Raw genomic sequence first — 23,550 nt, 5'->3', positions numbered from 1 at the left:
TAGCCTCGCGCTTTCATGAAGTGGGCTGTCCGGCAGGCGGTCAGGAAAGCAGAAAGTGCCTCTGACCAGCAAGAATGAGGATTGTCGAGGTCCTTGTTCCTGCCATCGCCGGAGGCACTTCCCAGGTGAAGCACTCTACCGGGCCCTACCCCCGCGTCCGTGTCCAGGACGACGGCCGCCAGGTCGTCTCCCAGGCCGGGTCGGTCCTGCTCGTCGAAACGGTCCGCAAGACCGGTCTTGACCAGGCCATATCCGCAGCTCTGGCACCGTGGCGCAAACCGCGGGCCGTCCACGATCCCGGCAAGGTCCTTCTGGACGTCGCCCTGGCGGTCGCTCTGGGCGGAGACTGCCTCGCGGACGTTGCGGTGCTGCGGTGTGAGCCGGCCCTCTTCGGGCCGGTCGCCTCCGACCCGACCGTCTCCCGTCTGATCGACACCCTCGCCGCCTCCGGCGAGAAGGCCCTGACCGCCATCCGCGCCGCACGGTCCGAAGCCCGGCAGCGGGTCTGGTCGTTGGCCGGCGAGAACGCCCCGGACGCCGACGACCAGGTCACGGTCGATCTCGACGGCGTCCTCGTGGTCGCCCACTCCGACAAACAGGACGCGGCCGCGACTTGGAAGAAGACCTACGGCCACCACCCGCTGACGGCCTTCGTCGACCACGGCCCGGGCGGAACCGGAGAGCCGGTCGCCGCCCTGCTCAGGCCGGGGAACGCGGGCTCGAACACCGCTGCCGACCACATCACCACCGCCCAACTGGCCCTGGCCCAGCTGCCCAAGCAATACCGGCGAGGGCGCCGGACCCTGGTCCGCACCGACTCCGCGGGCGGCACCCACGACTTCGTGTCCTGGCTCGCCCGGCGAGGGCGGTGGCTGTCCTACTCAGTCGGCATGACGGTCACCGACGCGATCCACGAACACGTGCTGAAGGCCCCCGCCTCAGCCTGGACGGCGGCCGTCGAGACCGGCGGCGAGATCCGCGACGGGGCCTGGGTCGCCGAGCTCACCGGCAAGCTCCTGGACGGATGGCCCAAGGGCATGCGGCTGATCGTCCGCAAGGAAAGACCGCACCCCGGCGCCCAGCTGCGGCTCACCGACGCCGACGGCATGCGGATCACGTGTTTCGCGACCAACACCCCTGACCGGCCGATCGCCGAGCTCGAGCTCCGTCACCGGCTGCGGGCCCGGGCCGAGGACCGCATCCGGGCCGCCCGCACGACCGGCCTGCGCAACCTGCCCCTGCACACCACCGCCCAGAACAAGGTCTGGCTCGAGATCGTCCAGATAGCCCTCGACCTGCTGGCCTGGATGCCCATGCTCGCCCTCACCGGCACCGCCCGCCTCTGGGAACCCCGCCGCCTGCGGCTGCGCCTGTTCACCGCGGCCGGCCAGCTCGTCACCACCGGCCGCCGCCGCATCCTCCGCCTCGCCCGGCACTGGCCCTGGACCGGCCACATCACCGCCGCCCTCGAACGGCTCGCCCTCCTGCCCAACCCCGGCTGACCAGCGGATCCGCCTGTTCCTGCGAGCAGCACCACCCCGACCCGGAGCAGTGGAACCCGGCGCCCACCCGACGCGACAGCCGGGCCCTCGGCCTGCCCGGACTCAGAAACAGCACGCGTGAGGGCCCGCCGACTCCGTCGGCGGACCCTCACGAAAGATCGAGGTTAACGGCCGGTGGACCGTACCCGTCTTCCGGGAAAAAGAACATACGACGCAACTTCGATAACAGCTCTGGGGCACGCCGGTCGGAAAATCCGCCGACTTCTCCCGGACATGGGAAAACAGTCTCCCCATGTACGGATGGAAGCCCGCTGCACATCACATAGGCATTACGAAGCAGGTGGCCGGTTCGGCGCCGCCGGTCACCGCCTGTAATCTCGTTTGAGTGCGTACCGACCGGATCTTCGCCCGCCTGGAACAGGAGCCAGCGCGGCCGCTCGTCCCTCCGCCGGGGATGAGCGGCACCCGCAGGGCGCTCTTCTTCACCATGCTGGGCCTCTACGCGGCCATCGTGGCGGCGGTGCTGACCACCTCCCGGCTGGTCCGGCTGGACTGGCAGGTCATGCTCTTCCGCCCGTACAAGCAGTGGCCGGAGCTCCACGCCTTCCTCGACTACTTCGTGGTCCTGGGCCAGCGCGGCCCCACCGCGGTGCTGGTCGCCGCCTGGCTCGGCTGGCGCTCCTGGCGGCAGCGGACGCTGCGCCCGCTGCTGGCCCTGGGCGCCTCCCTGCTGTTGCTGAACGTGACGGTGGGAGCGGCGAAACTCGGCATGGGGCGCGAGGGTCCGCACTACGCGAACCGCATAGGCGCCAACGAGATGTTCCTGACCGGCGACATATTCCCCTCCGGCCACACGGCGAACGCGGTGGTCACCTGGGGAATCCTCGCCTATCTGGCCACCACGCCGCGGGCCCGGCGCCGGCTGTCGGTCGTGGCGGCGGTCTTCGCGCTCGGCGTCGGCACCACCACCGTCTACATCGGCACCCACTGGGTCAGCGATGTGCTCCTGGGCTGGGCCGCAGGACTGCTCATCCTGCTGGCGCTGCCCTGGTTCGAGCCCCTCATCGCCCGCGTCGAGGCGTATCTGCTGAGCCACTGGTACCGCTTCCGGGAGGGTGTCGCGCCCCTGTCCGCGCGTCTGCGCCCCGCCGGGGCCGGCGTCCCGCCGGTCGCCGCCCGGCTCGGCGCGGGCGGGGCGTACCCGGCCTCCGGTCCCGAGCCGGCCCTGGCCGAAGCGGTGCTGCCCGCCGACCTGCCGCCCCGGGCCGGGGAGCCGCGCACCCACCACCCCGCACACGCGCGGCAGCACGCGGCCCGCTCGGAGCGCTCCCCCGTCACCCCCGCCGGCAGCCGCCGGCCGTACGGCGAGCGCACGGTGTCGCGGACCGCACCGATGGGACCGCGCAAGTGACGGCGCCGTAGCGCCGGTCCGGCTTCTCGGGGCAGGACGGTACGCACCCTCCCTCTTCCCGCTCCGCGGAGCCGGACGCATGCGGCGGCCCTGCCCCCCTCGGCCGAGGGGGGCAGGGCCGCCGCATGCGTCCGGTCAGCCCTTCCAGCAGCGGGCCACGGCGCCGTCCTCCACCGTGAAGTTCAGCCGTCCTGACAGGTACTCCATGGTGATGACCGCGTCCGGCGGAAGGGACCTCACGGTGGTCCAGCCGCGTTCGCGGGCCTGCCGTTCGGCGGTGGCCACGTCGAGTCCGACGTAGGTCTCGGGGTCGTCGTCCGGTGTGTGCGGGTTCGTGGGTGACGGTGCCATGGCAGCACCGTACGGCGTCGGCGGCGCAGCCGGAAGTTCCGGACGGATCATGGCGGCGTCACATCTGTGTCACAACTCTCCGCAGTCCGGGCGCTGTCCGGTCGCGCCGTTCGCGAGACCCGCGCTCCCCGCTTCGAATTCCGTCCGCGCCGTTCTCCGGACACCTTGTGAGGGATTTCCCGGAAAGAAAATCCGGCTCGCCGTGCGGGACACCGGAACAGGAATTCAGAAGGGCCATCAGTTCCCCTCGAAAACAGGCATGTTTACGGAAACCCTCTCGCGGTATCCGGGGTTGAGAGGAGCCCCATGACAGAGAAGAAGACAAGCGACGACAGCAAGCGGACGGCGGAGGAAGAGGACCGTCCCATACCGCTCGGCGAGGCGATGCGCACAGCCCGGTCGGAGTTCACCGACCTCACCGGTCTGCACGCCGAGAGCGTCTCCCGGTTCGAACGGACCGGGGACGGCTGGGCCCTGGAGGTGGAGGTCATGGAACTCGAGCGGGTTCCGGACACGATGAGCCTGATGGCCTCGTACGAGGTGACGCTCGACGAGGCCGGCCACCTCACCGGTTACCGCCGCGTCCGCCGTTACGAGCGCGGCCGGGCCGATTCGTCCCGCCGCGGCTGAGAGCCGCGACACCCGAGAGGAGTGGCCGTACATGACCACGGCAGTCCCCGCACAGCGTTCCACCGGAGGTGGAGGCGGCAGCAGCGGTCTCTACGACGTCCTGGAACTCATACTGGACCGCGGACTGGTGATCGACGCGTTCGTCCGCGTCTCACTGGTCGGCATCGAGATCCTGAAGATCGACGTGCGCGTCGTGGTCGCCAGCGTCGACACGTATCTGCGTTTCGCCGAGGCGTGCAACCGCCTCGACCTGGAGTCCGGGCCCAGGAAGTCGCCCGGTCTGCCCGAGGTGCTGGAGAACGCCACCGAGAGCGGCGCCAGCAGCAAGACCAAGGGCGCCCTGGCCGGGGCCGCCGAGAGCATATCCGACGCCTTCCGCCAGGGCGATTCCGACGAGGAGGAGTCGGCACCCCGCAGGCGCCGGGCCTCCGCCCGGCGCAAGGAGGAGACGGAGTGAGCGTCTACGTCTACGGAATCGCGCGCTCGGACCATCCGGCGCTGCCCGAGAAGGCGCCCGGCGTCGGCCGGCCGCCGCGCGAGGTCCGGATCGTCCGCGAGGGGAACCTCGCCGCGATCGTCAGCGACTGCCCGGACGACCTGCGGCCCAAGCGCCGCGACCTCCTGGCGCACCAGCAGGTGCTGACCGAGGTCGGCGCCAAGGGGTCGGTCCTGCCGCTGCGGTTCGGCAGCCTCTCCGAGGACGAGGAGGCCGTGCGCCGAGTCCTCACCGACCACGCCGCCCACTACCTCCGGCAGTTGGAGGAGCTGGACGGCCGCTCCGAGTACAACGTGAAGGCCGTGCACCGCGAGGACGAGGTGCTGCGCATGGTGCTCTCGCAGGACACCGAGGCGCGGAGCCTGGCGGAGCGCAACCGCGCCGCCGGCGGCGGCTCCCACGAGGACAAGCTGCGCCTGGGCGAGCTCGTGGCGAACGCCGTGCGCGAGCGCGAGGCCCAGGACGCCCGGCTGATCGAGGAGACGCTCGCGCCCCTGGCCCAGCGGTACGTGCCGGGCCCGGAGGGCTCCGGCTGGCTGGCGAACCTCTCCTTCCTCCTCGGCCGGGACAGGTCCGAGGAGTTCACCGCCGCCGTCGAGGAGCTGGGGCGCGCCAACCCCCACCTGGACATCCGTGCCACGGGTCCGCTTCCGCCGTACAGCTTCGTGGGCCGGCCCGACGAGGCCGGGCGGACCGCCCAGGCCGCGGGCTCGCCCGCGGGGTGAGCCGGCGTGGGGCTGATCGGCGGGCTCCTGAAGCTGCCCGCGGCGCCGTTCCACGGCGCCGGATGGGTGCTGCGGCAGGTGGTCGCCGAGGCGGAACGGCAGTACTACGACCCGTCGGCGATCCAGCGTGAACTCCACGAACTGTCCGGACAGCTGGACGACGGCCTGATCGACGAGGAGGAGTTCGACCGCCGGGAGGACGAACTGCTCGACCGTCTGGAGGCCGTGCAGGAGCACAGACGGCGCAACCAAGGAGACTACTGACATGACGAACCGGTCGGCACTGGCGCTGGCCTTCGCCACGGGTTACGTGGCGGGGCTCAGCAGGACCAAAATCCCCCTCGGCGCGGGCGGGGCGCTGCTGGCCAGGCGGCTCGGGGTGGACCCCGGCCGCATCGGCGAGCAGTTCAAGGAGAGGACCCCGCAGCTCGCGGAGGCCACCGGCCGGCTGCGGAACAACGTCAGGCAGGCCGGCAGGGCCGCCACCGGCGCACTGCCGGCCGAGCGCCTGGAGTCGCTGACCGGCGGCGTACGGGGGCAGCTCGGCAGGGCGCCGTGGAAGAGCGGCGGCAGGGACGGCTCCGAGCCGGCCGGTTCCGGATCCGAGGACTCCCGCGGCCCGGAGAAGCGGGAGGAGCGGGAGAAGCGGGAGGAGAAGTCCGGGAAGGACGCGAACGGCTCGCGGAGCGACGGTGGTTCCCGCGGGGAGTCCGCGGACGCCGGGAAATCGGAGGGCAGCGGAAAGTCGGAGGGCAGCGGGCGGGGCGCCTCCCGGCGTGCCCCGGCCAAGAAGACCGCGTCGCGGACCTCCGGGAAGACGGCCTCCGCGTCCCGCAAGCCGGCCGGAGCCGCCAAGAAGGCCACGGGTTCGGCAGGCAAGCAGACCGGCAAGTCCTCCGGGAACACCCGGAGGACGACCGGCACGGCCAAGCGCACGGGAGGCTCCGAGCGTGGCTGACGCTGCCGACGGCCGCCGGCGGACCGCCGTGGCCACCGCCGTTCCGGCCGCCGGACGCCTCCTGGAGGCGTCCGGCGGCCGGGCCGCGGCGCCGGCCCGGCACCTGCTGCTCGCCGCCGCCCGCGGGCTGGGCGAGGTGAGGGAACGGGCCGGCGCAGCGGCCCGGCCGCTGACGGTCGGCGAGTGTGTCGAGGTCGGCGTACCCGTTCGCGAGGCGTACGACCGGTGGCTGGGGTTCCTGGAGGACGGAGCGGGTGACGGGGCCTCACACGGCGCGAGGGTCCTGTGGCCCGGGCGCGGCCGGACGGTGCGCGTCGCCGACCGGATCCCGGGCGACCTCGTCGTATGGGACGCCCGCGACTCCAGGGCAGCGGTCCGGGGCGTGGCCACCTTCCACCAGCCGGCCGGGAACCTGACCCGGGTGCTGGTCGTACTGGAGTACCGTCCGCGGAGCCTGCCGGAGAGGGCCGCGGGCCTCTGGCACGCCCAGGCCCGCCGCGTACGGCTGGATCTCGCGGACTTCCAGCGCTCGGTGAGCCTGGGCATCGAGGTCGACGGCGGCGGCGCGGCACTCGACGGTGACGGTGAGTCCGGAGACGCGGCGGACGAGGTGGGCGAAGTGAACGAGGCGGGCGAGGTGGAGGAGGTCAGGTGACCTAACGGCCCTCACCGCCCTCCCGGTCCTCACGGTCCCGCGCTCACCCCCTCCCCCGGCCCTCCCCGTCCGCCTTCCATGCCCGCGCCGCCCGGCCGAGGCGCTCCGCCAGCTCGGCTATCCGCTCGCCCAGCCCGGCCGGTTCGCGCACCTCGAACTCGAAGCCCAGCATCAGGACGTGGAGGGCCATCTCGTCCAAGGAGAGGGCGCCGGTGCGCAGCAGGCAGGTGCGCCCGTCCACCGGTTCCAGCACGCCGGCCGTGGGCGCGATCCGCTCCGCGACCCGGTCCGCCGGGGCGTGCAGCAGTACGGTCGCCCGCTCCGGGTACGCCGCTGTGGAGATGCCCTCGGAGACATAGGCGGCCCAGTCCTCGGCGGGTGGTTCGCGGGGGGTGAAGCGGGGACCGTGCGGCGGGGTGAGGGCGAGCCGGTCGACGCGGAACGTGCGCCAGTCGGCGCGGCCGGCGTCCCAGCCCACCAGGTACCAGCGGTGGCTGCTGCACACCAGGCGGTAGGGGTCGACGGTCCGGCGCGAGTCCGAACCGTCGTGCCCCCGGTAGGTGAAGCGCAGCCGTTGGCGGTCGCGGCAGGCGTTCACCAGCTCGGTGATGGTCTCCACCCCGACCGCCGGGCCGCGCCGTCCGCCGAGCGGGTCGGTGAAGGCGGCCAGCGCGCCCACTCTGCGGCGCAGCCGGTCCGGCAGCACCTGTTCCAGCTTGGCCAGGGCCCGCACCGAGGACTCCTCCATCCCCTGCACCGCGTTGTGCGCGGCCGTGCGCAGCCCGACCGCGACGGCCACCGCCTCGTCGTCGTCCAGGAGCAGCGGCGGCAGTTCGGCGCCCGCGCCGAGCCGGTAGCCGCCGGCGGTCCCGGTGGTGGAGTGGACGGGGTAGCCCAGTGTCCGCAGCCGTTCCACGTCGCGGCGCACCGTCCGCGAGGTCACCCGGAGACGCTCGGCCAGCTCGGCACCGGACCACTCCCGGTGGGCCTGGAGCAGGGACAGCAGACGCAGCAGTCGTGCCGATGTCTCCATCATGCGGCCGATTCTGCCACCCCTTGAGGACAGGGGCCGTCCGCGATGTCCGCCGGGTACGGCCGGCCCGTCCGGAGTTTCTCCGGACGGGCCGGGTCCTGCGGGCCTGGTCCTGCGGGTCTGGTCCTGCGGGTCTGGTCCTGCGGGCCGGATGGTCAGGAGCCGGCCGGCTCCGTGTCCTCCAGCCGCACGGACAGATCGTTGGCGCCGGTGTAGTACGGGCGGGCCGTCATCCCCCCGCTCCCGCCCGCCTCGTCCGCGGCGACCGGCCGCGCCGGGTAGCGCAGGATCTTGTGCTTGTCGACGATGTCGTCCAGGATCCGGGCCACGCGCACCGGCTCGGCGTCCTCGCCGGGGCGCAGCCACAGCTGCCAGTCGTCCGCCGCGCCCTCCTCCCGGGCCAGATCGCCGTACGCCAGCCTCGCCGTGAAGCCGTGCCCCTCGGCGGGCGCGCCGACCGGGGTGACCGGTGCGGTGACGGGCCGCATCTGCCCGCCGTCCGCGGCGGCGCGGCGGGGGCGGGCCTCCAGCCGCGCGGTGGGGGTCAGCTCGGCCCCGTACAGCGTTCCATGGACGGTCAGTCCGCCGTCGGCGGGCCAGATGTCGCCCGCCTCGGCGTGCGGCCAGCGCAGCCAGGAACGCACCGAGAGGTTGCCGTACTTGGTGGCGTACGGAATGCGCACGCCCAGCCAGGTCCGGTCGGTGCGCGGCACCCGGTCGACCAGCGGGCGCAGGTCGCTGCACCCGGGCAGCAGCCGCCGCGCCTCGCCCTCGCCGATCACCAGATAGGCGTCCCAGCGCCCTTCCTCCAGCGGAACCGTACTGGGCAGGGTGGCGCGCAGCACGGAGCCGTCGGGGGCGCCGGAGAGCGGTTCCAGCGGCAGGCGCACCGACTCCTCGGGGTCGCGGTCGCGCAGCCGCAGCAGCAGGGCGGCGTCCCACCGCTCCGCGACGCCGGGCAGCGCGATGTCGAAGCTGAGGCCGCCCGCACTGTCCGCCGTGCAGTCGGCCCGCGGTGCCGTCTCCCCGGGGACGTCGGGGGCGCCGGCGGGCCTGCGGGTGGTCGCGGTCATGCGGTCCTTCCTCTTCTCAGCGCGCCCCGGCGGGCGCGGACCAAGGCCTCCTTGGTGGCGTACGCCCCGCCGAGCAGGGCTCCCCGGCTCCGGTGCAGGGAGGAGCGCAGCCGGCCGATCCCGCCGCGCCCGCCGCGTGCGACGAGTTCCGTGCACAGCGAGGAGTACATCTCGCCGATCCGCGCGGGGTCGTAGCGGGCGGCGTCCGCGATCGCGGCGCGGCCCATCCTCCGGCGCAGCCCGTCGTCGTTGATCAGTTCCAGCAGGGCCCCGGCGATGGCGTCGACGTCGCCGGTGGGCACCAGCCGCCCGTCCACCCCGTCGGCGATGATCTCTCCCGGCCCGTGCGGGCAGGTGGTGGCCACCACCGGCAGACCGCAGCGCATCGCCTCCACGATCGTCATTCCGAAGGACTCCAGACTCGACGTCACGGCCGCGACCGAGCCCTTGACCCACTCGGCCTCGATGGGGTGGGCCGGTCCCATGAGGAACGCGTGGTTGTACAGGCCGAGTTCCTCCACCATGGCCCGCAGCTTCGCCTCCTCACGTCCGGCCCCGTAGAGCCTCAGCCGCCAGTCGGGCCGCTGCTCGACCACCTTGGCGAAGGCCCTCAGCAGCACGTCGTAGCGTTTGGCCGGAGCCAGCCGGCCGGCGGCGACCACCCACTTCCCGGTGCCGTCGGAGGGTTCCACCGCCGGCTCGGGGACTCCGTTGGGCACCGCCCTCACGTGTACCCCGGGCAGGCGCATCATGCGCCGGTAGTCGCGCGCGTCGGCCTCGGTGACGGTGGTGAGTGCGTCCAGGCGCGGGTAGGCGCCGCGCAGGGTCGCCCGCAGGGCCCGCGAGTGGGTGGAGAGGGTGAGGTGCTCCTGCCCCATGCGCACCGGACCGGGCCTGGTGTGCAGGGCGAGCATGGTGTTGAGGCCGGGGCGGGTGCCGATCACGACGTCCGCCTCGACGCCTGCCAGGTGTTCGGTGATCCGGCGGTCGGTGAGCGCGCTGTACTTGCGGTGGTTTCCGTCGGCGCGCGGGAACAGCCTGGACGGCCGGGCGTGCTCGGGGTCGCCTCCGTCGTAGTCCGGGCTGTGCTTGCGCATGTCCACCAGGTGGCGCAGGCGCACCGCGGGGTCCAGGTCGAAGACGGGACGGTCGCGGTGCCGGAAGACCGAGACGATCTCGACGTCGTGCTGCTGCGCGAGCGCGCACGCGAGGTTGAAGGTGGTCCGGATCGTCCCGCCCATGCCGTACCCGTGATGCAGCAGAAAAGAGATATGCATCCGTCTCCATGTCCCACAAAAGCGCGCGGGTAAGCATCCCGGCGCCGTGTTTTCCTGTGTCGCGCTCCTGTTGATGCCGTGTCTCTGCCGGAAGAGACCTCGGAAGGCCGCCGCGGGTTGTCCCCCTTGATCGCCTTGTACCCGAAAGGTTCGTCTGTTGTGAGCCTTTTTCAGGAACCGGACGACTCGTTCCGCCGTCCACGCGCGGCCCGGGGAGTTCCTGTCCGGTGGGCGGCGGCACGGGGGCCCCGGCGGCGTCGGACGGTACCGCGCCCGCCCGGCCCGAGACGGCCGCGCGACCGGCACGGCGCGGCGGCCGGGGCCGGTGGGGCGGCGCGGGGCGAAGCGGTGACGGGGGTGGCCCGGAGGCCGAGACACATGTGCTGCACCTCTCCACGCTAGGGCCCCGCAGGCGCGCGACCGGCGCAAACGCGCCAGTGCGGGGCCGAGGCCCCACCCGGTCGGCGCACCGCGCACCGGGCGCCGGGCGCTCCTCGCCGCCGCCTCCTCCCCCGCGCCCCCGGTCTCCGGGGGGAAGTGGAACGCCCCGGCGCGCGTCGCGCACCGCGCATCCGCCCGTGCGACCTGCGCTCCCCCCGGCGCGTTACCACGGCACTCGGTCCCCCGTTGTGCATGTGAACCAGAACCGAACGCCAGGAGTTTCCCCGTGTCCCCCATGCTCGATGTCAGCGACGACGTCCGCGCCGAGATCGGCGAGGAGGAAGCCGCCCGGCTGATCGCCGGTGACAGCGCCCCCGGCAGCTACGACTGCACCTCCTGCCGCGCCCCCGGCGACCCCGAGCAGGAGCGCACCAGCACCGTGCTCTTCCTCGGCGAGGAGACGGCCGTGCTCGCCTTCGCCCACGCGACCTGCATCCCGTCCCAGGTCGTCCCGGTCTCCGAGGAGCAGCTCAAGGACGCCGTGCGCACCATCACCGGCGGGCAGGCCGCCGACACCCCCGCACCGGCCGGCGCGCCCCCCGCCGGTCCCGGGCCCGTCCCCTCCTCCGCCCCGCGCCAGGCCGTGCTGGGCGTTACCTGCGGCCAGGTACTCATCGACGACCAGCTCCACCCCGCCCTCGTCGTCGAGCCCACCGCGCCCATCACCCGCCCAGGCTCCGACGGCCTTGGCGACGACTTCCTGCCGCTCCTCATCGAGCAGGGCTTCATGCCGGTGAACGACGTGGCCAGGGCCCCCGCGCCGGTCGGCGGCTGGTCCGTCCTGCTGGCCATGGGCCGGCTCCACGCCATCCTCCAGCCGGGCCCCGCCGGCGGACAGCCCACCTCCTGGTGGCAGGCGCACCAGCCGCTGCCCGTCACCGACGACTGGCGGACCGCGGCCAACCGGAGCCGGACGGTCCACGTCTACGCCGCACCGGTCGGCACCATCGGGCAGCAGCCGCGCGAGGACCTGCTGCGCGAGGCGCTGGAGAAGGCCGCGGCGGGTGGTCTCCTGGTGGCCGCGGCCATGCCGCTGGCGGGCACCTGAGGATCACGGCCCCTCGTCCCCCTACCGGGGTTTCCCCCTGCCGGGCCCGCATCCGCCGGGCGACGTGATCGTTGGCACTGACGTGCAGCCTTACGAACCTTCCCGCGCCCACGACGCGCATCTCAACCGCGGCCGGATCCCGGGGATGCGCGCCCCCCACGAGCCCGTGTCGGGCCACTTCCCGGCCACTCCGATCTACGACGCGCTGTACGCCGAGTACCGGCGCCTGTTCCGGGCCCTGCCCGGGGACCGGAGCGGCGAGGAGGAGCTGCGGTTCACGGGCTTCGGCACCGGGACGGCCCACTGGCACGGCGGGCGCCGGATCGCCGGCTTCCTCCCCGCCGGCCCGGCACCCGCCGTCCTGCCGCCCGCTCCGCGGGACGGCCGCCCCTACGACCGGTGAGGACCGTGACCCACCGTGGGTCACGGTCCTCACCGGTCCTTTCGAGGGGCGGGGCGGACACCGGCGTCCGCCCCGCCCCTCACCTCACTTCTTGCGCCCGCGCTTCTCGCGCACCCGCACCGAGATGTGGACGGGCGTGCCCTCGAAGCCGAACTCCTCGCGCAGCCTCCGCTCGATGAACCGGCGGTAGCCGGCCTCCAGGAAGCCGGAGGCGAACAGCACGAAGCGCGGCGGACGGGTGCCCGCCTGGGTGCCGAAGAGGATGCGGGGCTGCTTGCCGCCCCGGATCGGGTGGGGATGGGCGGCGACCAGTTCGCCGAGGAAGGCGTTGAGCCGCCCGGTCGGCACCCGGGTCTCCCAGCCGGCCAGCGCGGTCTCGATCGCCGGCACCAGCTTCTCCATGTGGCGGCCGGTGCGCGCCGAGACGTTCACCCGCGGCGCCCACTTCACCTGGCCCAGATCGGTCTCGATCTCGCGCTCCAGGTAGTAGCGGCGCTCCTCGTCCAGGGTGTCCCACTTGTTGTACGCGAGGACCAGCGCGCGCCCGGCGTCGACCGCCATGGTGATGATGCGGGTGTCCTGCACGCTGACCGGCTCGCTGACGTCGATGAGGACGACCGCGACCTCGGCCTTCTCCAGGGCGGCGGCCGTGCGCAGCGAGGCGTAGTAGTCGGCGCCCTCGGTCAGGTGCACCCGGCGCCGGATGCCGGCGGTGTCGACGAACTTCCAGGTCTTGCCGCCGAGTTCGATCAGTTCGTCGACCGGGTCGCGGGTGGTGCCCGCCAGCTGGTCCACGACCACCCGGTCCTCCCCCGCCACCTTGTTCAGCAGCGAGGACTTGCCGACGTTGGGGCGGCCGATCAGCGCCACCCGTCGCGGCCCGCCGATCCCGCCGCCGAAGGTCTGCGGCGGCGCCTCGGGCAGTGCCTTGAGCACCTCGTCCAGCATGTCGCCGGTGCCCCGGCCGTGCAGGGCGGAGACCGGGTGGGGCTCGCCGAGGCCGAGCGACCACAGCATGGCGGCGTCCGCCTCGCCGGAGGGGCCGTCGACCTTGTTGGCGCACAGCACCACGGGCTTGCCCGCCTTGCGCAGCAGCCTGACGACCGCCTCGTCGGTGTCGGTCGCGCCGACCGTGGCGTCCACCACGAAGACCACCGCGTCGGCGGCCTCGATCGCGAACTCCGCCTGGGCCGCCACCGAGGCGTCGATGCCCAGGACGTCCTGCTCCCAGCCGCCGGTGTCGACCACCTTGAAGCGGCGGCCCGCCCACTCGGCCTCGTAGGTGACCCGGTCCCGGGTGACGCCGGGGCGGTCCTCCACGACGGCCTCGCGGCGGCCGAGGATGCGGTTGACCAGGGTCGACTTGCCGACGTTCGGACGGCCGACGACGGCCAGCACCGGCAGCGGCCCGTGCCCGGCCTCGCCGAGCGCCCCCTCGACGTCCTCGGCGTCGAACCCCTCCTGCGCGGCGAGCTCCATGAACTCCGCGTACTCGGCGTCGCCGAGCTCACCGTGCCCGTGCTCGTCGCCGACGTGGGTCTGCTCGTTCATGAAGTCCTGTCCTCGTGTGTACGTGTTGTCCGTGCCCCTGCGTGCCCCTGCGGGCACCTCCCCCGTTTCGGGACCGCGGCGCCCCGCGCGGTGGGCGCGGGGTGCCACGGGTGCAGAGGTCCAGTGTCGCCTAACCGCGACCGGTGATGCGCCGGGCGTCGGCCAGGTGGGCCGTCAGCCGCTCGCCGATGCGCACCGTCGCCTCGTCCAGCGCCGACCGGGTGCGCCTGCCGCTGCCGTCGCCCGCCTCGAAGGGCTCGCCGAACACGATGTCGACGCGGGCCCGCAGCGGAGGCAGCGCGGGTATCGCACGCCCCCGCCTCCCGGCCGTCCCCAGCACCGCGACGGGTACGACGGGCGCTCCCGACCGCAGGGCGAAGTAGGCCAGGCCCGAGCGGAGCGAGGCGAAGTCGCCATCACCCCGGGTGCCCTCCGGGAAGATCCCCAGCACGCCGCCGGCGCCCAGCACTCCCAGCGCCCTGGTGATCGCGACGCGGTCGGCGGCCTTCCGGTCCACCTCGATCTGGCCGATGCCGGTCAGGAAGGGGTCGAGGGGGCCGGTGAACGCCTCCTTCTTGATCAGGAAGTGCACCGGCCGGGGCGCGGTCCCCATCAGCAGCGGGCCGTCCACGGCGTGCGTGTGGTTGACGGCGAGGATCACCGGCCCGGCCGCCGGAACCCGCCAGGCGCCGAGCACCCTGGGCCGCCACAGCCCGTACATCAGGCCGATCCCGATGCGGCGCCCGACCGCGGCGCCCCGTGCGCTGGGCAGACCCGGGTCGCCGCCCCCGTCCGCCACGCTCACCTGGCCTGCTGCTTGTCTTCGACCAGGGTGACGACGCACTCGATGACCTGCTCCAGGGTCAGTTCCGTGGTGTCCACCTCGACCGCGTCGTCCGCCTTGCGCAGCGGGGAGGTCTTGCGGCCGGCGTCGGCGGCGTCCCTCCTGAGGAGGGCCTCGCGGGTGGCGTCCAGGTCGACCGGGCGGCCGCCGCTGCCCTTCAGCTCGCCGCCGCGCCGGGCCGCGCGGGCCTCGGGCGAGGCGGTGAGGAAGATCTTCAGGTCCGCGTCGGGCAGGACGGTGGTGCCGATGTCGCGGCCCTCGACGACGATGCCGGTGGGGGCTCCCGCGGCGATGGCGCGCTGGAGTTCGGTGATCCTGGTGCGCACCGCGGGCACCGCGCTGACCGCACTGACCGCGCCGGTGACCTCCTGGGTGCGGATCGGGCCGGAGGCGTCCGCGCCGTCCACGGTGATGGTCGGCTCGGCCGGGTCGGTGCCGGAGAGGATCTCGGGGCGGTCCGCGGCGGCGGCGACGGCCTCGGTGTCCTTCACGTCGATGTCGTGGGTCAGCATCCACCAGGTGATCGCACGGTACTGCGCACCGGTGTCCAGGTAGCTCAGGCCGAGCTTGGCCGCGACGGCCCGGGAGGTGCTCGACTTGCCCGTGCCGGAGGGGCCGTCGATGGCGACGATGACGGGGGCCGGGGCGTCCGGGGACACGGAGGACGCCTGCCGGGAGGTTGCTGCCACGGTGTCGGGCACCTTTCTCGAACTGCTCGGAGCACGGGTCGGAACGCGGGCGCGGGAGCGCCGGCGAGGGGAACGCCGGCACGCCCTCCCCGTCCGGCACAAGGCTACCGCCGGCCGGGGCCCCTACTGCTGCCGGATGGCCCAGCCCCGCTCGCGCAGCGCCGCCGTCAGTACGGGGACGCTGCCCGGCTCGACCATGAGCTGGACATGGCCGGCCTGCTGGCCGGTGGCGTGCTCGATCCGGACGTCCTCGATGTTGACGCCGACCCGTCCGGCGTCGGCGAAGATGCCGGCCAGCTCGCCCGGCCGGTCGCTGATGAGCACCGCCACCGTCTCGTAGGCGGCCGGGGCCTGCCCGTGCTTGCCCGGAATCCGGGCCCGTCCGCTGTTGCCGCGGCGCAGCACGTCCTCGATGCCCACCGCCCCGCCGGTGCGCTCGGTCTCGTCGGCGGACTGCAGTGCGCGCAGTGCCCGCACCGTCTCCTCCAGATCGCCGGCCACCGCGGCCAGGACGTCGGCCACGGGGCCGGGGTTGGCGGAGAGGATGTCGATCCACATGCCCGGGTCGGAGGCGGCGATCCGCGTCACGTCGCGGATGCCCTGGCCGCACAGGCGCACGGCCGTCTCGTCGGCGCCCTCCAGACGGGCCGCGACCAGGCTGGACAGCAGCTGCGGGGTGTGCGAGACCAGGGCGACGGCCCGGTCGTGGGCGTCGGCGTCCATCACCACGGGGACGGCTCGGCAGAGCGAGATCAGCTCCAGTGCGAGGTTGAGAACCTCGGTGTCGGTCTCCGGTGTCGGGGTCAGAACCCAGGGCCGTCCCTCGAAGAGGTCTGCGGTGGCGGCCAGCGGGCCGGAGATCTCGCGTCCGGACATCGGGTGCGTGCCCAGGTAGGTGACCGGGTCGCAGCCCAGTGCCTCGGCCTCCCGGCGCGGGCCGCCCTTGACGCTGCCGACGTCCAGGTAGCCGCGTGCAGCCTTCCGTCGCTGGGCCGCGGCGAGGACGGCGGGGATGTGGGCGGGCGGCACGGCCACGACGGCGAGGTCCACCGGCCCCTCCGGCGGCCGGTCGGTCCCCGCGCCCAGGGACGCGGCGGTGCGGGCCTGGTCGGCGTCGTGGTCCTCCAGGTGCACCCGCACCCCGCGCCCGGCCAGCGCCAGGGCGATGGAGGTGCCGATCAGTCCGGTGCCGATGACGAGCGCGGTCCTCATCGCGCGATGTCCCTGCGCGGGGCGGCGGGGAAGCCGCCGCGCGGGCCGAGGGCAGCGGTGGGCCGGACGCCGGCCGGCGGCGCGCCGTGCTCCGGAACCCCGGTGAGCGGCCGCGAGGCCCGCTCGCCCGTGCGCCCGGCCCCGTGTCCGGCCACACCCCGGTCCAACCGCACGGCGCCCCGCACCGCTCGTACCGTCACCTGCTCGCTCCCCTGCGTCCGCGGCCGTCCTGCTGTCCCGACCAGCGTAGAGGCGCCGCTCCGGCCCCCGCGCCCGCGCCCGCCCTGCGAGACGGCCGCGTGCCACAATCGCGGCCATGTCCTCCGCGCCCGGCATACCCGTCCCGCACGACCAGGCCCCCCACGATCAGGTGCCGCACGGTCCGGCCCCGCGCGACCTGGTGCGCGACCACACCGTCTACTCGTGTGTGATGGGCTCGCGCGCCTTCGGTCTGGCGACCGAGGGCAGCGACACCGACCGGCGCGGCGTGTACGCCGCGCCGACCCCGCTCTTCTGGCGCCTGGACAAGCCACCGACCCATGTGGAGGGCCCGCGCCCGGAGGAGTTCTCCTGGGAGCTGGAGCGCTTCTGCGCGCTGGGGCTGGCCGCGAATCCGAACATCCTGGAGTGCCTGCACTCCCCCATCGTCGAACGCCTGGACGAGACCGGCCGGGAGCTTCTGGCCCTGCGCGGCGCGTTCCTCTCCCGGGAGGCGCACCGCACCTTCGCCGGGTACGCCGAGGGGCAGCACCGCAGACTGCGGGCAAGGCTGCAGAGCCACGGCGAGATCCGCTGGAAGCAGGCCATGCACCTGGCGCGGCTGCTGCTGTCCTGCCGCGACCTGCTGCGCACCGGGGAACTCGTCCTGGACGCCGGTCCGTACCGCGACCGTCTGCTGGCCGTACGGCGCGGCGAGATGTCCTGGCCCGAGGTGGAGTCCTGGCTGGTCCGCCTCCGCGAGGAGGTGGACAAAGCCGCCGCCGGCACCCCGCTGCCCGCCGGGCCGGACCGCGCCCGGGTGGAGGACTTCCTGGTCCGCGTCCGCCGCGCCTACGTCTGAGCCGGCCACCCGGTCTCCGTGCGGACCCGGACGACCAGATCGTGGAGGGCGTCCCGGCCCGAGGGCTCGTCCGGGAGCCGGGAGACGTCCCGGGCGCCGGCCAGTACGGCGTGCAGCGCCTCGACGTCCGCGCGTACGCGCTCGGCGTCCCCGCCGTCCAGCGGGGCCGACCCGTGCTCGGCCTCGGCCTTGGCATCGATCAGGCCGGCGAGATGACCGGGCGCCTCCCTCACCTCCTCCACGAGGGTGGGCAGATGAGCGCAGACCTCGCCGGTGCGCATCAGATGGATGCCGGTGAGCAGCGCGCGGAAGGTGTAGAGCAGCGGCTTGAGCTCACCGGTCCTGCCGTACAGCCGCCACTGGGTGCCGGCGAAACCCCGGTAGTGGTGGGCGTGGTGCCGGGTGAGCACAGTGGGCGCGAGGGCGGCCAGCTCGGCGTGCGCCTCGGTGGTGTGCACCACCAGCGGGGACAGCAGCTGCTCCAGGACATAGCCGTTGCGGCGGAGCATCAAGCGGACGAACTTCCGCAGGTCGTGGGTGACCAGGTCCAGTTCGGTCCCGTCCCGGTCCCACATCCGGCTCACGGTCTCCTCGCCCTCCCGCAGTCCGATCAGCTCCTCCACCGGCAGCAGATGGACCCCGCGCAGGTCGACGTCGGAGTCACGGGAGGGGAAGCCGTACAGGTGCGCTCCGGAGACGGTCGCGAAGACCAGGGGGTGGCGCTGCTGGGCGAGCACGGGGCGCAGGTCGGGCAGGCCGGCGGCGGCGATCGAGGTGACCATGCGCCCATCCTGGCGGGTGCGCACCGGCCCCGGCCAGGGGTTTTCCCTGGCCGGGGCCGACACTGGGCGGACGGGCGGCGGTCTAGAGGTCGACCTCCCGCATCAGCATGCCGACCTCGGTGTTGGTCAGCCGACGCAGCCAGCCGGACTTCTGGTCGCCCAGCGCGATGGGGCCGAAGCGGGTGCGCACCAGCTTGTCGACGGGGAAGCCGGCCTCGGCGAGCATGCGGCGGACGATGTGCTTGCGGCCCTCGTGGAGGGTGACCTCGACGAGGTAGTTCTTGCCGGTGTTCTCCACGACCTTGAAGTGGTCGGCGCGTGCGTAGCCGTCCTCCAGCTTGACGCCGTCCTTGAGCCGCTTGCCGAGGTCGCGCGGGATGGGCCCCTGGATCGCGGCGAGGTAGGTCTTCGCCACGCCGTAGCGGGGGTGGGTGAGGCGGTGGGCCAGCTCGCCGTGGTTGGTGAGCAGGATCAGGCCCTCGGTCTCGGTGTCGAGGCGGCCGACGTGGAACAGCCGGGTCTCCCGGTTGGTGACGTAGTCGCCCAGGCACTGGCGGCCCTCCGGGTCCTCCATGGAGGAGACGACGCCGGCGGGCTTGTTGAGCGCGAAGAACAGGTAGGACTGCGTGGCGATCGTCAGGCCGTCGACCTTGATCTCGTCCTTCTCCGGGTCCACCCGCAGCCCCTGCTCGACCACGATCTCGCCGTTGACCTCGACCCGGCGCTGGTCGATCAGCTCCTCGCAGGCCCGGCGCGAGCCCATGCCGGCGCGGGCCAGGACCTTCTGCAGCCTCTCGCCCTCCGCCTCGCCGAAGGTCTTGGGGAGCTTGAGCGCCGGCTTGGCGTGCCGTTCGCGGTTGCGCTCCTCGATCTGGGCCTCGTACTCGCGGGGGCGCGCCGGGATCGAACGCCCGCGGGCACCGCTCTTGCCGCCCTGCCTGGGGCCGGCCTTGGGCCCCTGCCTGGAGCCGGCCCCGGGGCCCTTGGGGCCTCCCGTCCCGGCGCCCGCCTTCGGCCCGCCCCGGGGGGCGCCCCCGGGGCCCTGCCCCTGCCTGCCCTCCTGGCCCTGGCCCTGCCGCCGGTCCTGGCCCTTGGCACCGCCGGGCTTGGCGGACTTGCCCGGCCCGCCCGGCCTGCCCGGCTTGTCGGGCCGGCCGCCGGAGCCGGCGTCGTAACGGCGCTCCTCCGGGCGGGGGCGGCCCGCGCGCTTCTGCCTGTCGTCGCGGCTGTTGCCCGCGCCCCGGTGGTTCCGGTTGCTGTTCCTGCCGCTGCTTCGCATCAAGGTTTCCGTCTAACTGTCTCTAAGTCTGGGAATCGCCGCTGTCGTCCACGTCGAACGACGGCACGCCCTCCTGGCTCTCGGCCTCGACCGCGTCCGCCTCGGGGAGGAAGGGCGCCAGTTCCGGAAGCTCGTCCAGACCGCGCAGGCCCATCCGCTCCAGGAAGTAGTTCGTCGTCCTGTACAGGATCGCACCTGTTTCGGGTTCGGTGCCCGCCTCCTCGATCAGCCCGCGCTGGAGGAGGGTGCGCATGACCCCGTCGCAGTTCACTCCGCGCACGGCCGAGACCCGCGAGCGGCTGACCGGTTGACGGTACGCGACCACGGCCAGGGTCTCCAGCGCGGCCTGGGTCAGCCGGGCCTGCCGGCCGTCCAGGACGAAGCTCTCGACGGCGTCGGCGTACTCGGGGCGGGTGTAGTACCGCCAGCCGCCGGCGACCAGCCGCAGGTCGAAGCCGCGGCCCTGCCGGGCGTACTCGTCGGACAGCTCGCGCAGCGCCACGGCGATCGCGCGCCGGGGGCGCTGGAGCACCTTGGCCAGGTGCTCCTCGGTGGCCGGCTCGTCGACGACCATCAGCACCGCCTCCAGGGCGGGCTTGAGGTCCAGCTCGGCGACGGCGAGGGCACCGGCCGGCGGGTGGGGCTCCCCGGCCGCTTCCGTGCCCGCTTCCGTGCCCGCTTCCGTGCCGGTAGCGCCCGGGTCCGGGTCCGTTCCCGTGTCCGTACTCATCCGAGGCCGTCCTTCCCGTCGTCGCCTGTGCCCCTGCCCGCGCCGTCACCGGCGTCGAACTCGTCGGTGACCAGCGGCCGCGTCGTCTCCCCGCCGCTCCAGCGCACGGTGAGGCCGCCGAGTGCCTCCTGCTGTTCGAGGACGACCGCGCGCTCGCGGTAGAGCTCCAGCAGCGCCAGGAAGCGGGCGACGACGGTGAGGGTGTCGGCCGCGTCCTCGGTGAGCGACGCGAAGCTCGCCTCGCCCAGCTCCCGCAGCCTGGCCACCAGGATCTCCGCCTGCTCGCGCACGCTGACCAGCGGGGCGTGGATGTGGTCCACGTAGACCTGCGGTTCCGGTCTGGGCTGCATCGCCTTGACCGCGAGCCGGGCGAAGCCCTCGGGGCCGATGCTGATGACCACCTCGGGCAGCAGCTCGGCGTGGTGCGGCTCCAGTCCCACCGTACGCGGGTGGCGGCGCGCCTCGGCGGCCAGGCGGCCGTCGAAGATCTCGGCGACCTGCTTGTACGCGCGGTACTGCAGCAGCCGGGCGAAGAGCAGGTCCCGTGCCTCCAGCAGCGCGAGGTCCGCCTCGTCCTCGACCTCGGCGGCGGGCAGCAGCCGCGCGGCCTTCAGGTCGAGCAGGGTGGCGGCGACGACCAGGAACTCGGTGGTCTGGTCGAGGTCCCAGTCGGGGCCCATGGCGCGGATGTGCGCCATGAACTCGTCGGTGACCTTCGACAGGGCGACCTCGGTGACGTCCAGCTTGTGCCGGGAGATGAGCTGGAGGAGGAGGTCGAAGGGGCCTTCGAAGTTGTCCAGGACCACTTTGAAGCGGCCGTCGCCGGGCCCGGCGCCCCCGCCCGCGCCTTCCTCGCCCTCTCCGCCCTCCTCGCCCTCTCCGCTCTCCCCGGGCTCTTCGCCCTCCCCCGGACGCGGGTCCTTCCCGGACGGCGGCTGCGGTACCCGTTCCGGCCCGGGCCCGCGTACCGGAGCCGGTTCCCGTACGGGCCCGGGCGCGGATACGTGCTCGGGCTCGGGTTCGGTGGTGGCCGGACCGGCCGGTCCCGGCTCCCCGGAGGGCCCGGAACCGGAGGGCTCGGGTCCGGAGGCCGCCGGGGGTTCCGGCGGCCGCGGAGCGGCCGGCGCCGCCCCCGGTCCCCGGCCCAGGGGGCGGCGGGAGCGCCGGGGGTTCGGCGCGGGGTCGTCGGCGGTCGGCATCGCGGGGCAGGCTACCGCCCCGCGGGTCAGCGGCCGCGCAGGCGGCGCACCAGGATGCTCGCGTCGCCGCGCGCCTCCAGGTCCGCGAGGACCACGGCGACCGCCTCGCGGACGATCCGGCCGCGGTCCACGGCCAGGCCGTGCTCGCCGCGGAGCACCAGCCGGGCGTGCTCGAGGTCCATCAGCTCCTCGGCGGAGACGTAGACCGTGATCTTCTCGTCGTGGCGCTCCCGCCCGCTGGGGCGCCGTGCCGCGGGCCTGCCGCGCCGGGGCGCCGCCGCGCCCACGGCCGTACGGCCTCTGCCCTGGCCCCGGGCCGCGCCCGCGGCGGGCTGGGCGGGGGGCTGGCCCACGCCCCGGCGGGCCTCCGCCGTGTCGTGGTCGCCGCGCCCGGCGTTCTGGCCGGGCACCGGGGTCTGCCGGGGTCCGCGGCCGCCGTGTCCGCCGGCCTCCGGGGCCCCGGCGGCGCCCGCCGCACGCTCCGGGCCGTCGCCGTCGTCCGCGGGAGCGCGCTCTCCCGCGGCGCCCTGCTCGCCCGCCGGGGCGGGGAGCCGGGTGGCGGCGGAGGCGTCGCCGCCGGTGTGCTGCTGGGGGGTCGACGGCTGGACCGGGGACCCCCCGGTGGAACGGAACAGTTCGTCAGCTGCCGGGAGACTCACTCGGCGTGGCACCGGGCGAGCACCTCCCTGGCGAGCTGGCGGTAGGCGGCGGCGCCGACGGAGTTGGAGGCGTAGGTGGTGATCGGCTCGCCGGCGACCGTGGTCTCCGGGAAGCGGACCGTGCGCCCGATGACGGTGTGGTACACGTTGTCGTCGAACGCCTCGACCACGCGCGCGAGCACCTCCCTGCTGTGCACGGTGCGCGAGTCGTACATCGTCGCCAGGATGCCGTCGAGCTCCAGTTCCGGGTTGAGCCGCTCCTGGACCTTCTCGATCGTCTCGGTCAGCAGCGCCACCCCGCGCAGCGCGAAGAACTCGCACTCCAGCGGCACGATCACCTTGTGCGCGGCGGTCAGCGCGTTGACGGTGAGCAGGCCGAGGGACGGCTGGCAGTCGATGACGATGAAGTCGTAGTCGGGCAGCAGCGGCGTCAGGGCGCGCTGGAGTGTCGACTCGCGGGCGACCTCGCTGACGAGCTGCACCTCGGCCGCGGACAGGTCGATGTTGCTGGGCAGCAGGTCCATACCCGCCACGGCCGTCTTCAGCAGCACCTCGTCCGCCGACATGCCCCGCTCCATGAGCAGGTTGTAGACGGTCAGGTCCAGTTCCATCGGGTTGACGCCGAGGCCGACGGAGAGGGCGCCCTGGGGGTCGAAGTCCACCAGCAGCACCCGGCGGCCGTACTCGGCGAGCGCGGCGCCCAGGTTGATGGTCGAGGTGGTCTTGCCCACCCCGCCCTTCTGGTTGCACATCGCGATGATCTTCGCCGGGCCGTGCTCGGCGACCGGGCCGGGGATCGGGAAGTACGGCAGCGGCCGGCCCGTGGGCCCGATGCGCTCACGGCGCTGGCGGGCGGCGTCGGGCGCGAGGGTGGCCGCGTACTCGGGATCGGGTTCGTACTCCGCGTCGGGGTCGTAGAAGTGCCCCTCGGGGAGTTCCTCGTAGTGGGGGTCCGCGTGGTCGGCCGGCCGGCCGGTCTCGCCGCCCCTGCGGTCGGCGGCCATGGCGTTCGCTCGGTGGCCGTCCATGCTCTGATGGGCTGTCATGCTCGCCTGGTTCTGGTGGGCTGCGAAAGTCTGGACAGCGACGGAGCCGACGGCTTTGAGTCCCGAGGGGGCTTCGCCCCGCGAAGGCATTCCCGGTCGAGCACCTGGGGGAGTAAATGTCGACTCATTCACAAGTCGTCCTACCTCCTTGGTGACCAGGAAACTTCTAGACAGGTCAGCGTGGCACCATGCCGATGATTGGCGACTCTATGGCGTGTCGGCCGTCCACAGCAACACAATCCGCCGCAGACGGCCGGATGTGTCGGCAACCTTGTACCCGTCTGTCAAGGGTGTAACAGCCGCGCGGACGGGGTCTTCCGGGGGCGCGAAAGGGGCGAAGTGCGACGATCGCGGCGAGTTGACGCCGCGTCGGCCCGGCGCCGGTCCCGTCTCGGGGTCAACCCCCGGCCGCACGAGGGAAACCGCCGGCCGGACCCCGGAGGGCCCGGGGTCCGGCCGACGGAACGGTGGTAACGGTGTTGACGGGTGATGTTGA

The 23,550-nt window shown here is 73.7% G+C and carries 25 protein-coding genes; 11 read left to right on the top strand and 14 right to left on the bottom strand.

Annotated elements, in window-relative coordinates; genetic code table 11:
- The first annotated feature begins 125 nt into the window (after window positions 1–125).
- Window positions 126–1,502, top strand: a complete 1,377-nt coding sequence (locus CUT83_RS26095) for an IS1380 family transposase (RefSeq protein WP_101255530.1) — start codon at window positions 126–128, stop codon at window positions 1,500–1,502.
- Window positions 1,503–1,887: 385 nt separating this feature from the next.
- Window positions 1,888–2,913 (top strand): phosphatase PAP2 family protein, encoded by a 1,026-nt coding sequence (locus tag CUT83_RS26090; RefSeq protein ID WP_439145013.1) that lies wholly within the window; start codon window positions 1,888–1,890, stop codon window positions 2,911–2,913.
- 135 nt (window positions 2,914–3,048) lie between these two features.
- Here CUT83_RS26090 and CUT83_RS26085 read toward each other — a convergent pair whose 3' ends face one another.
- Entirely contained in the window at window positions 3,049–3,264 is a 216-nt protein-coding gene (locus CUT83_RS26085) for a proteinase inhibitor I78 (protein WP_101258292.1), read from the bottom strand.
- Window positions 3,265–3,570: 306 nt separating this feature from the next.
- On the opposite strand from CUT83_RS26085, the gene CUT83_RS26080 reads away from it, so the two are divergent.
- From CUT83_RS26080 to CUT83_RS26055, 6 genes are read left to right on the top strand one after another with little or no spacing between them, the layout of a single operon-like run.
- The gene (locus CUT83_RS26080) at window positions 3,571–3,894 is read left to right on the top strand and encodes a gas vesicle protein GvpO (RefSeq protein WP_101258291.1); all 324 of its coding nucleotides are present in this window, start codon (window positions 3,571–3,573) and stop codon (window positions 3,892–3,894) included.
- Window positions 3,895–3,925: 31 nt separating this feature from the next.
- Entirely contained in the window at window positions 3,926–4,351 is a 426-nt protein-coding gene (locus tag CUT83_RS26075; protein ID WP_093851556.1) for a gas vesicle structural protein GvpA, read from the top strand.
- Window positions 4,348–5,115, top strand: a complete 768-nt coding sequence (locus CUT83_RS26070) for a GvpL/GvpF family gas vesicle protein (protein ID WP_101258290.1) — start codon at window positions 4,348–4,350, stop codon at window positions 5,113–5,115. Before CUT83_RS26075 ends, CUT83_RS26070 begins: the two co-directional genes overlap by 4 nt.
- A gap of 6 nt (window positions 5,116–5,121) precedes the next feature.
- Entirely contained in the window at window positions 5,122–5,379 is a 258-nt protein-coding gene (locus CUT83_RS26065; RefSeq protein ID WP_101258289.1) for a gas vesicle protein GvpG, read from the top strand.
- 1 nt (window position 5,380) lies between these two features.
- Window positions 5,381–6,073: a hypothetical protein gene (locus CUT83_RS26060; protein WP_101258288.1), complete on the top strand. Its 693-nt coding sequence runs from the start codon at window positions 5,381–5,383 to the stop codon at window positions 6,071–6,073.
- On the top strand, window positions 6,066–6,728 hold the full coding sequence (locus CUT83_RS26055; protein WP_101258287.1) for an SRPBCC family protein: 663 nt from the start codon (window positions 6,066–6,068) through the stop codon (window positions 6,726–6,728). Before CUT83_RS26060 ends, CUT83_RS26055 begins: the two co-directional genes overlap by 8 nt.
- 43 nt (window positions 6,729–6,771) lie before the next feature.
- Here CUT83_RS26055 and CUT83_RS26050 read toward each other — a convergent pair whose 3' ends face one another.
- From CUT83_RS26050 to CUT83_RS26035, 3 genes are all read right to left on the bottom strand, one after another.
- Window positions 6,772–7,764: a helix-turn-helix transcriptional regulator gene (locus tag CUT83_RS26050; RefSeq protein ID WP_173915153.1), complete on the bottom strand. Its 993-nt coding sequence runs from the start codon at window positions 7,762–7,764 to the stop codon at window positions 6,772–6,774.
- Between the two features lie 152 nt (window positions 7,765–7,916).
- Window positions 7,917–8,834 carry a hypothetical protein gene (locus CUT83_RS26040; protein WP_101258285.1) on the bottom strand — a complete coding sequence of 306 codons (918 nt, stop codon included), beginning with the start codon at window positions 8,832–8,834 and terminating at the stop codon, window positions 7,917–7,919.
- A complete protein-coding gene (locus tag CUT83_RS26035; RefSeq protein WP_101258284.1) occupies window positions 8,831–10,111 on the bottom strand; it encodes a glycosyltransferase family 4 protein in 1,281 nt (426 codons plus the stop codon). The genes CUT83_RS26040 and CUT83_RS26035 overlap by 4 nt, the downstream gene beginning before the upstream one ends.
- A 676-nt stretch (window positions 10,112–10,787) precedes the next feature.
- Here CUT83_RS26035 and CUT83_RS26030 point away from each other — a divergent pair.
- Together CUT83_RS26030 and CUT83_RS26025 are read left to right on the top strand one after the other, a co-directional pair.
- Complete coding sequence (locus CUT83_RS26030; protein ID WP_101258283.1) at window positions 10,788–11,600, top strand: DUF8842 C-terminal domain-containing protein; 813 nt, start codon at window positions 10,788–10,790, stop codon at window positions 11,598–11,600.
- A 64-nt stretch (window positions 11,601–11,664) separates the two neighbouring features.
- Window positions 11,665–12,003, top strand: a complete 339-nt coding sequence (locus CUT83_RS26025; RefSeq protein WP_420882426.1) for a hypothetical protein — start codon at window positions 11,665–11,667, stop codon at window positions 12,001–12,003.
- Window positions 12,004–12,087: 84 nt separating this feature from the next.
- On the opposite strand, the gene der is transcribed toward CUT83_RS26025, so the two are convergent.
- From der to CUT83_RS26005, 4 genes are all read right to left on the bottom strand, one after another.
- On the bottom strand, window positions 12,088–13,554 hold the full coding sequence (gene der / locus CUT83_RS26020; RefSeq protein ID WP_093851546.1) for a ribosome biogenesis GTPase Der: 1,467 nt from the start codon (window positions 13,552–13,554) through the stop codon (window positions 12,088–12,090).
- Between the two features lie 130 nt (window positions 13,555–13,684).
- Window positions 13,685–14,275: a lysophospholipid acyltransferase family protein gene (locus CUT83_RS26015; protein ID WP_101258297.1), complete on the bottom strand. Its 591-nt coding sequence runs from the start codon at window positions 14,273–14,275 to the stop codon at window positions 13,685–13,687.
- An 80-nt stretch (window positions 14,276–14,355) separates the two neighbouring features.
- Entirely contained in the window at window positions 14,356–15,087 is a 732-nt protein-coding gene (gene cmk / locus CUT83_RS26010; protein ID WP_240957970.1) for a (d)CMP kinase, read from the bottom strand.
- Between the two features lie 123 nt (window positions 15,088–15,210).
- Entirely contained in the window at window positions 15,211–16,299 is a 1,089-nt protein-coding gene (locus tag CUT83_RS26005; protein WP_101258280.1) for a prephenate dehydrogenase, read from the bottom strand.
- A 430-nt stretch (window positions 16,300–16,729) separates the two neighbouring features.
- Between CUT83_RS26005 and CUT83_RS25995 the strand changes: the two genes are divergently transcribed.
- Window positions 16,730–17,359, top strand: a complete 630-nt coding sequence (locus tag CUT83_RS25995) for a nucleotidyltransferase domain-containing protein (RefSeq protein WP_240957977.1) — start codon at window positions 16,730–16,732, stop codon at window positions 17,357–17,359.
- Here CUT83_RS25995 and CUT83_RS25990 read toward each other — a convergent pair.
- The 6 genes from CUT83_RS25990 to CUT83_RS25965 all read right to left on the bottom strand — a co-directional run bounded on the left by CUT83_RS25990 (window position 17,350) and on the right by CUT83_RS25965 (window position 23,144).
- A complete protein-coding gene (locus CUT83_RS25990) occupies window positions 17,350–18,141 on the bottom strand; it encodes a nucleotidyltransferase domain-containing protein (protein ID WP_101258277.1) in 792 nt (263 codons plus the stop codon). The two genes, CUT83_RS25995 and CUT83_RS25990, sit on opposite strands and share 10 nt — an antisense overlap.
- A gap of 82 nt (window positions 18,142–18,223) precedes the next feature.
- Window positions 18,224–19,420 carry a pseudouridine synthase gene (locus CUT83_RS25985; protein ID WP_101258276.1) on the bottom strand — a complete coding sequence of 399 codons (1,197 nt, stop codon included), beginning with the start codon at window positions 19,418–19,420 and terminating at the stop codon, window positions 18,224–18,226.
- 22 nt (window positions 19,421–19,442) lie between these two features.
- Window positions 19,443–20,150 (bottom strand): SMC-Scp complex subunit ScpB, encoded by a 708-nt coding sequence (gene scpB / locus CUT83_RS25980; RefSeq protein ID WP_240957971.1) that lies wholly within the window; start codon window positions 20,148–20,150, stop codon window positions 19,443–19,445.
- Window positions 20,147–21,349: a segregation and condensation protein A gene (locus CUT83_RS25975; protein ID WP_101258275.1), complete on the bottom strand. Its 1,203-nt coding sequence runs from the start codon at window positions 21,347–21,349 to the stop codon at window positions 20,147–20,149. The genes scpB and CUT83_RS25975 overlap by 4 nt, the downstream gene beginning before the upstream one ends.
- Before the next feature lie 26 nt (window positions 21,350–21,375).
- Window positions 21,376–22,020 (bottom strand): hypothetical protein, encoded by a 645-nt coding sequence (locus CUT83_RS25970; RefSeq protein ID WP_439145012.1) that lies wholly within the window; start codon window positions 22,018–22,020, stop codon window positions 21,376–21,378.
- A complete protein-coding gene (locus CUT83_RS25965; protein ID WP_093851538.1) occupies window positions 22,005–23,144 on the bottom strand; it encodes a ParA family protein in 1,140 nt (379 codons plus the stop codon). The genes CUT83_RS25970 and CUT83_RS25965 overlap by 16 nt, the downstream gene beginning before the upstream one ends.
- Window positions 23,145–23,550: the final 406 nt, after the last annotated feature.

It is taken from the genome of Streptomyces barkulensis (assembly GCF_002843305.1).
Lineage (GTDB): Bacteria > Actinomycetota > Actinomycetes > Streptomycetales > Streptomycetaceae > Streptomyces > Streptomyces barkulensis.
The sequence above is the reverse complement of the archived record's forward strand: the minus strand, read 5'-3'. Positions and strand labels throughout refer to the sequence as shown.

What these genes read in the sequence shown, in the direction of transcription:
- CUT83_RS26085 (WP_101258292.1), bottom strand. Translation starts at nt 3,264, where the DNA reads ATGGCACCGTCACCCACGAACCCGCACACACCGGACGACGACCCCGAG.
- CUT83_RS26080 (WP_101258291.1), top strand. Translation starts at nt 3,571, where the DNA reads ATGACAGAGAAGAAGACAAGCGACGACAGCAAGCGGACGGCGGAGGAA.
- CUT83_RS26075 (WP_093851556.1), top strand. Translation starts at nt 3,926, where the DNA reads ATGACCACGGCAGTCCCCGCACAGCGTTCCACCGGAGGTGGAGGCGGC.
- CUT83_RS26060 (WP_101258288.1), top strand. Translation starts at nt 5,381, where the DNA reads ATGACGAACCGGTCGGCACTGGCGCTGGCCTTCGCCACGGGTTACGTG.
- CUT83_RS26050 (WP_173915153.1), bottom strand. Translation starts at nt 7,764, where the DNA reads ATGATGGAGACATCGGCACGACTGCTGCGTCTGCTGTCCCTGCTCCAG.
- CUT83_RS26040 (WP_101258285.1), bottom strand. Translation starts at nt 8,834, where the DNA reads ATGACCGCGACCACCCGCAGGCCCGCCGGCGCCCCCGACGTCCCCGGG.
- CUT83_RS26035 (WP_101258284.1), bottom strand. Translation starts at nt 10,111, where the DNA reads ATGCATATCTCTTTTCTGCTGCATCACGGGTACGGCATGGGCGGGACG.
- CUT83_RS26030 (WP_101258283.1), top strand. Translation starts at nt 10,788, where the DNA reads ATGCTCGATGTCAGCGACGACGTCCGCGCCGAGATCGGCGAGGAGGAA.
- der (WP_093851546.1), bottom strand. Translation starts at nt 13,554, where the DNA reads ATGAACGAGCAGACCCACGTCGGCGACGAGCACGGGCACGGTGAGCTC.
- CUT83_RS26015 (WP_101258297.1), bottom strand. Translation starts at nt 14,275, where the DNA reads ATGTACGGGCTGTGGCGGCCCAGGGTGCTCGGCGCCTGGCGGGTTCCG.
- CUT83_RS26005 (WP_101258280.1), bottom strand. Translation starts at nt 16,299, where the DNA reads ATGAGGACCGCGCTCGTCATCGGCACCGGACTGATCGGCACCTCCATC.
- CUT83_RS25995 (WP_240957977.1), top strand. Translation starts at nt 16,730, where the DNA reads ATGGGCTCGCGCGCCTTCGGTCTGGCGACCGAGGGCAGCGACACCGAC.
- CUT83_RS25990 (WP_101258277.1), bottom strand. Translation starts at nt 18,141, where the DNA reads ATGGTCACCTCGATCGCCGCCGCCGGCCTGCCCGACCTGCGCCCCGTG.
- CUT83_RS25985 (WP_101258276.1), bottom strand. Translation starts at nt 19,420, where the DNA reads ATGCGAAGCAGCGGCAGGAACAGCAACCGGAACCACCGGGGCGCGGGC.
- scpB (WP_240957971.1), bottom strand. Translation starts at nt 20,150, where the DNA reads ATGAGTACGGACACGGGAACGGACCCGGACCCGGGCGCTACCGGCACG.
- CUT83_RS25975 (WP_101258275.1), bottom strand. Translation starts at nt 21,349, where the DNA reads ATGCCGACCGCCGACGACCCCGCGCCGAACCCCCGGCGCTCCCGCCGC.
- CUT83_RS25965 (WP_093851538.1), bottom strand. Translation starts at nt 23,144, where the DNA reads ATGCCTTCGCGGGGCGAAGCCCCCTCGGGACTCAAAGCCGTCGGCTCC.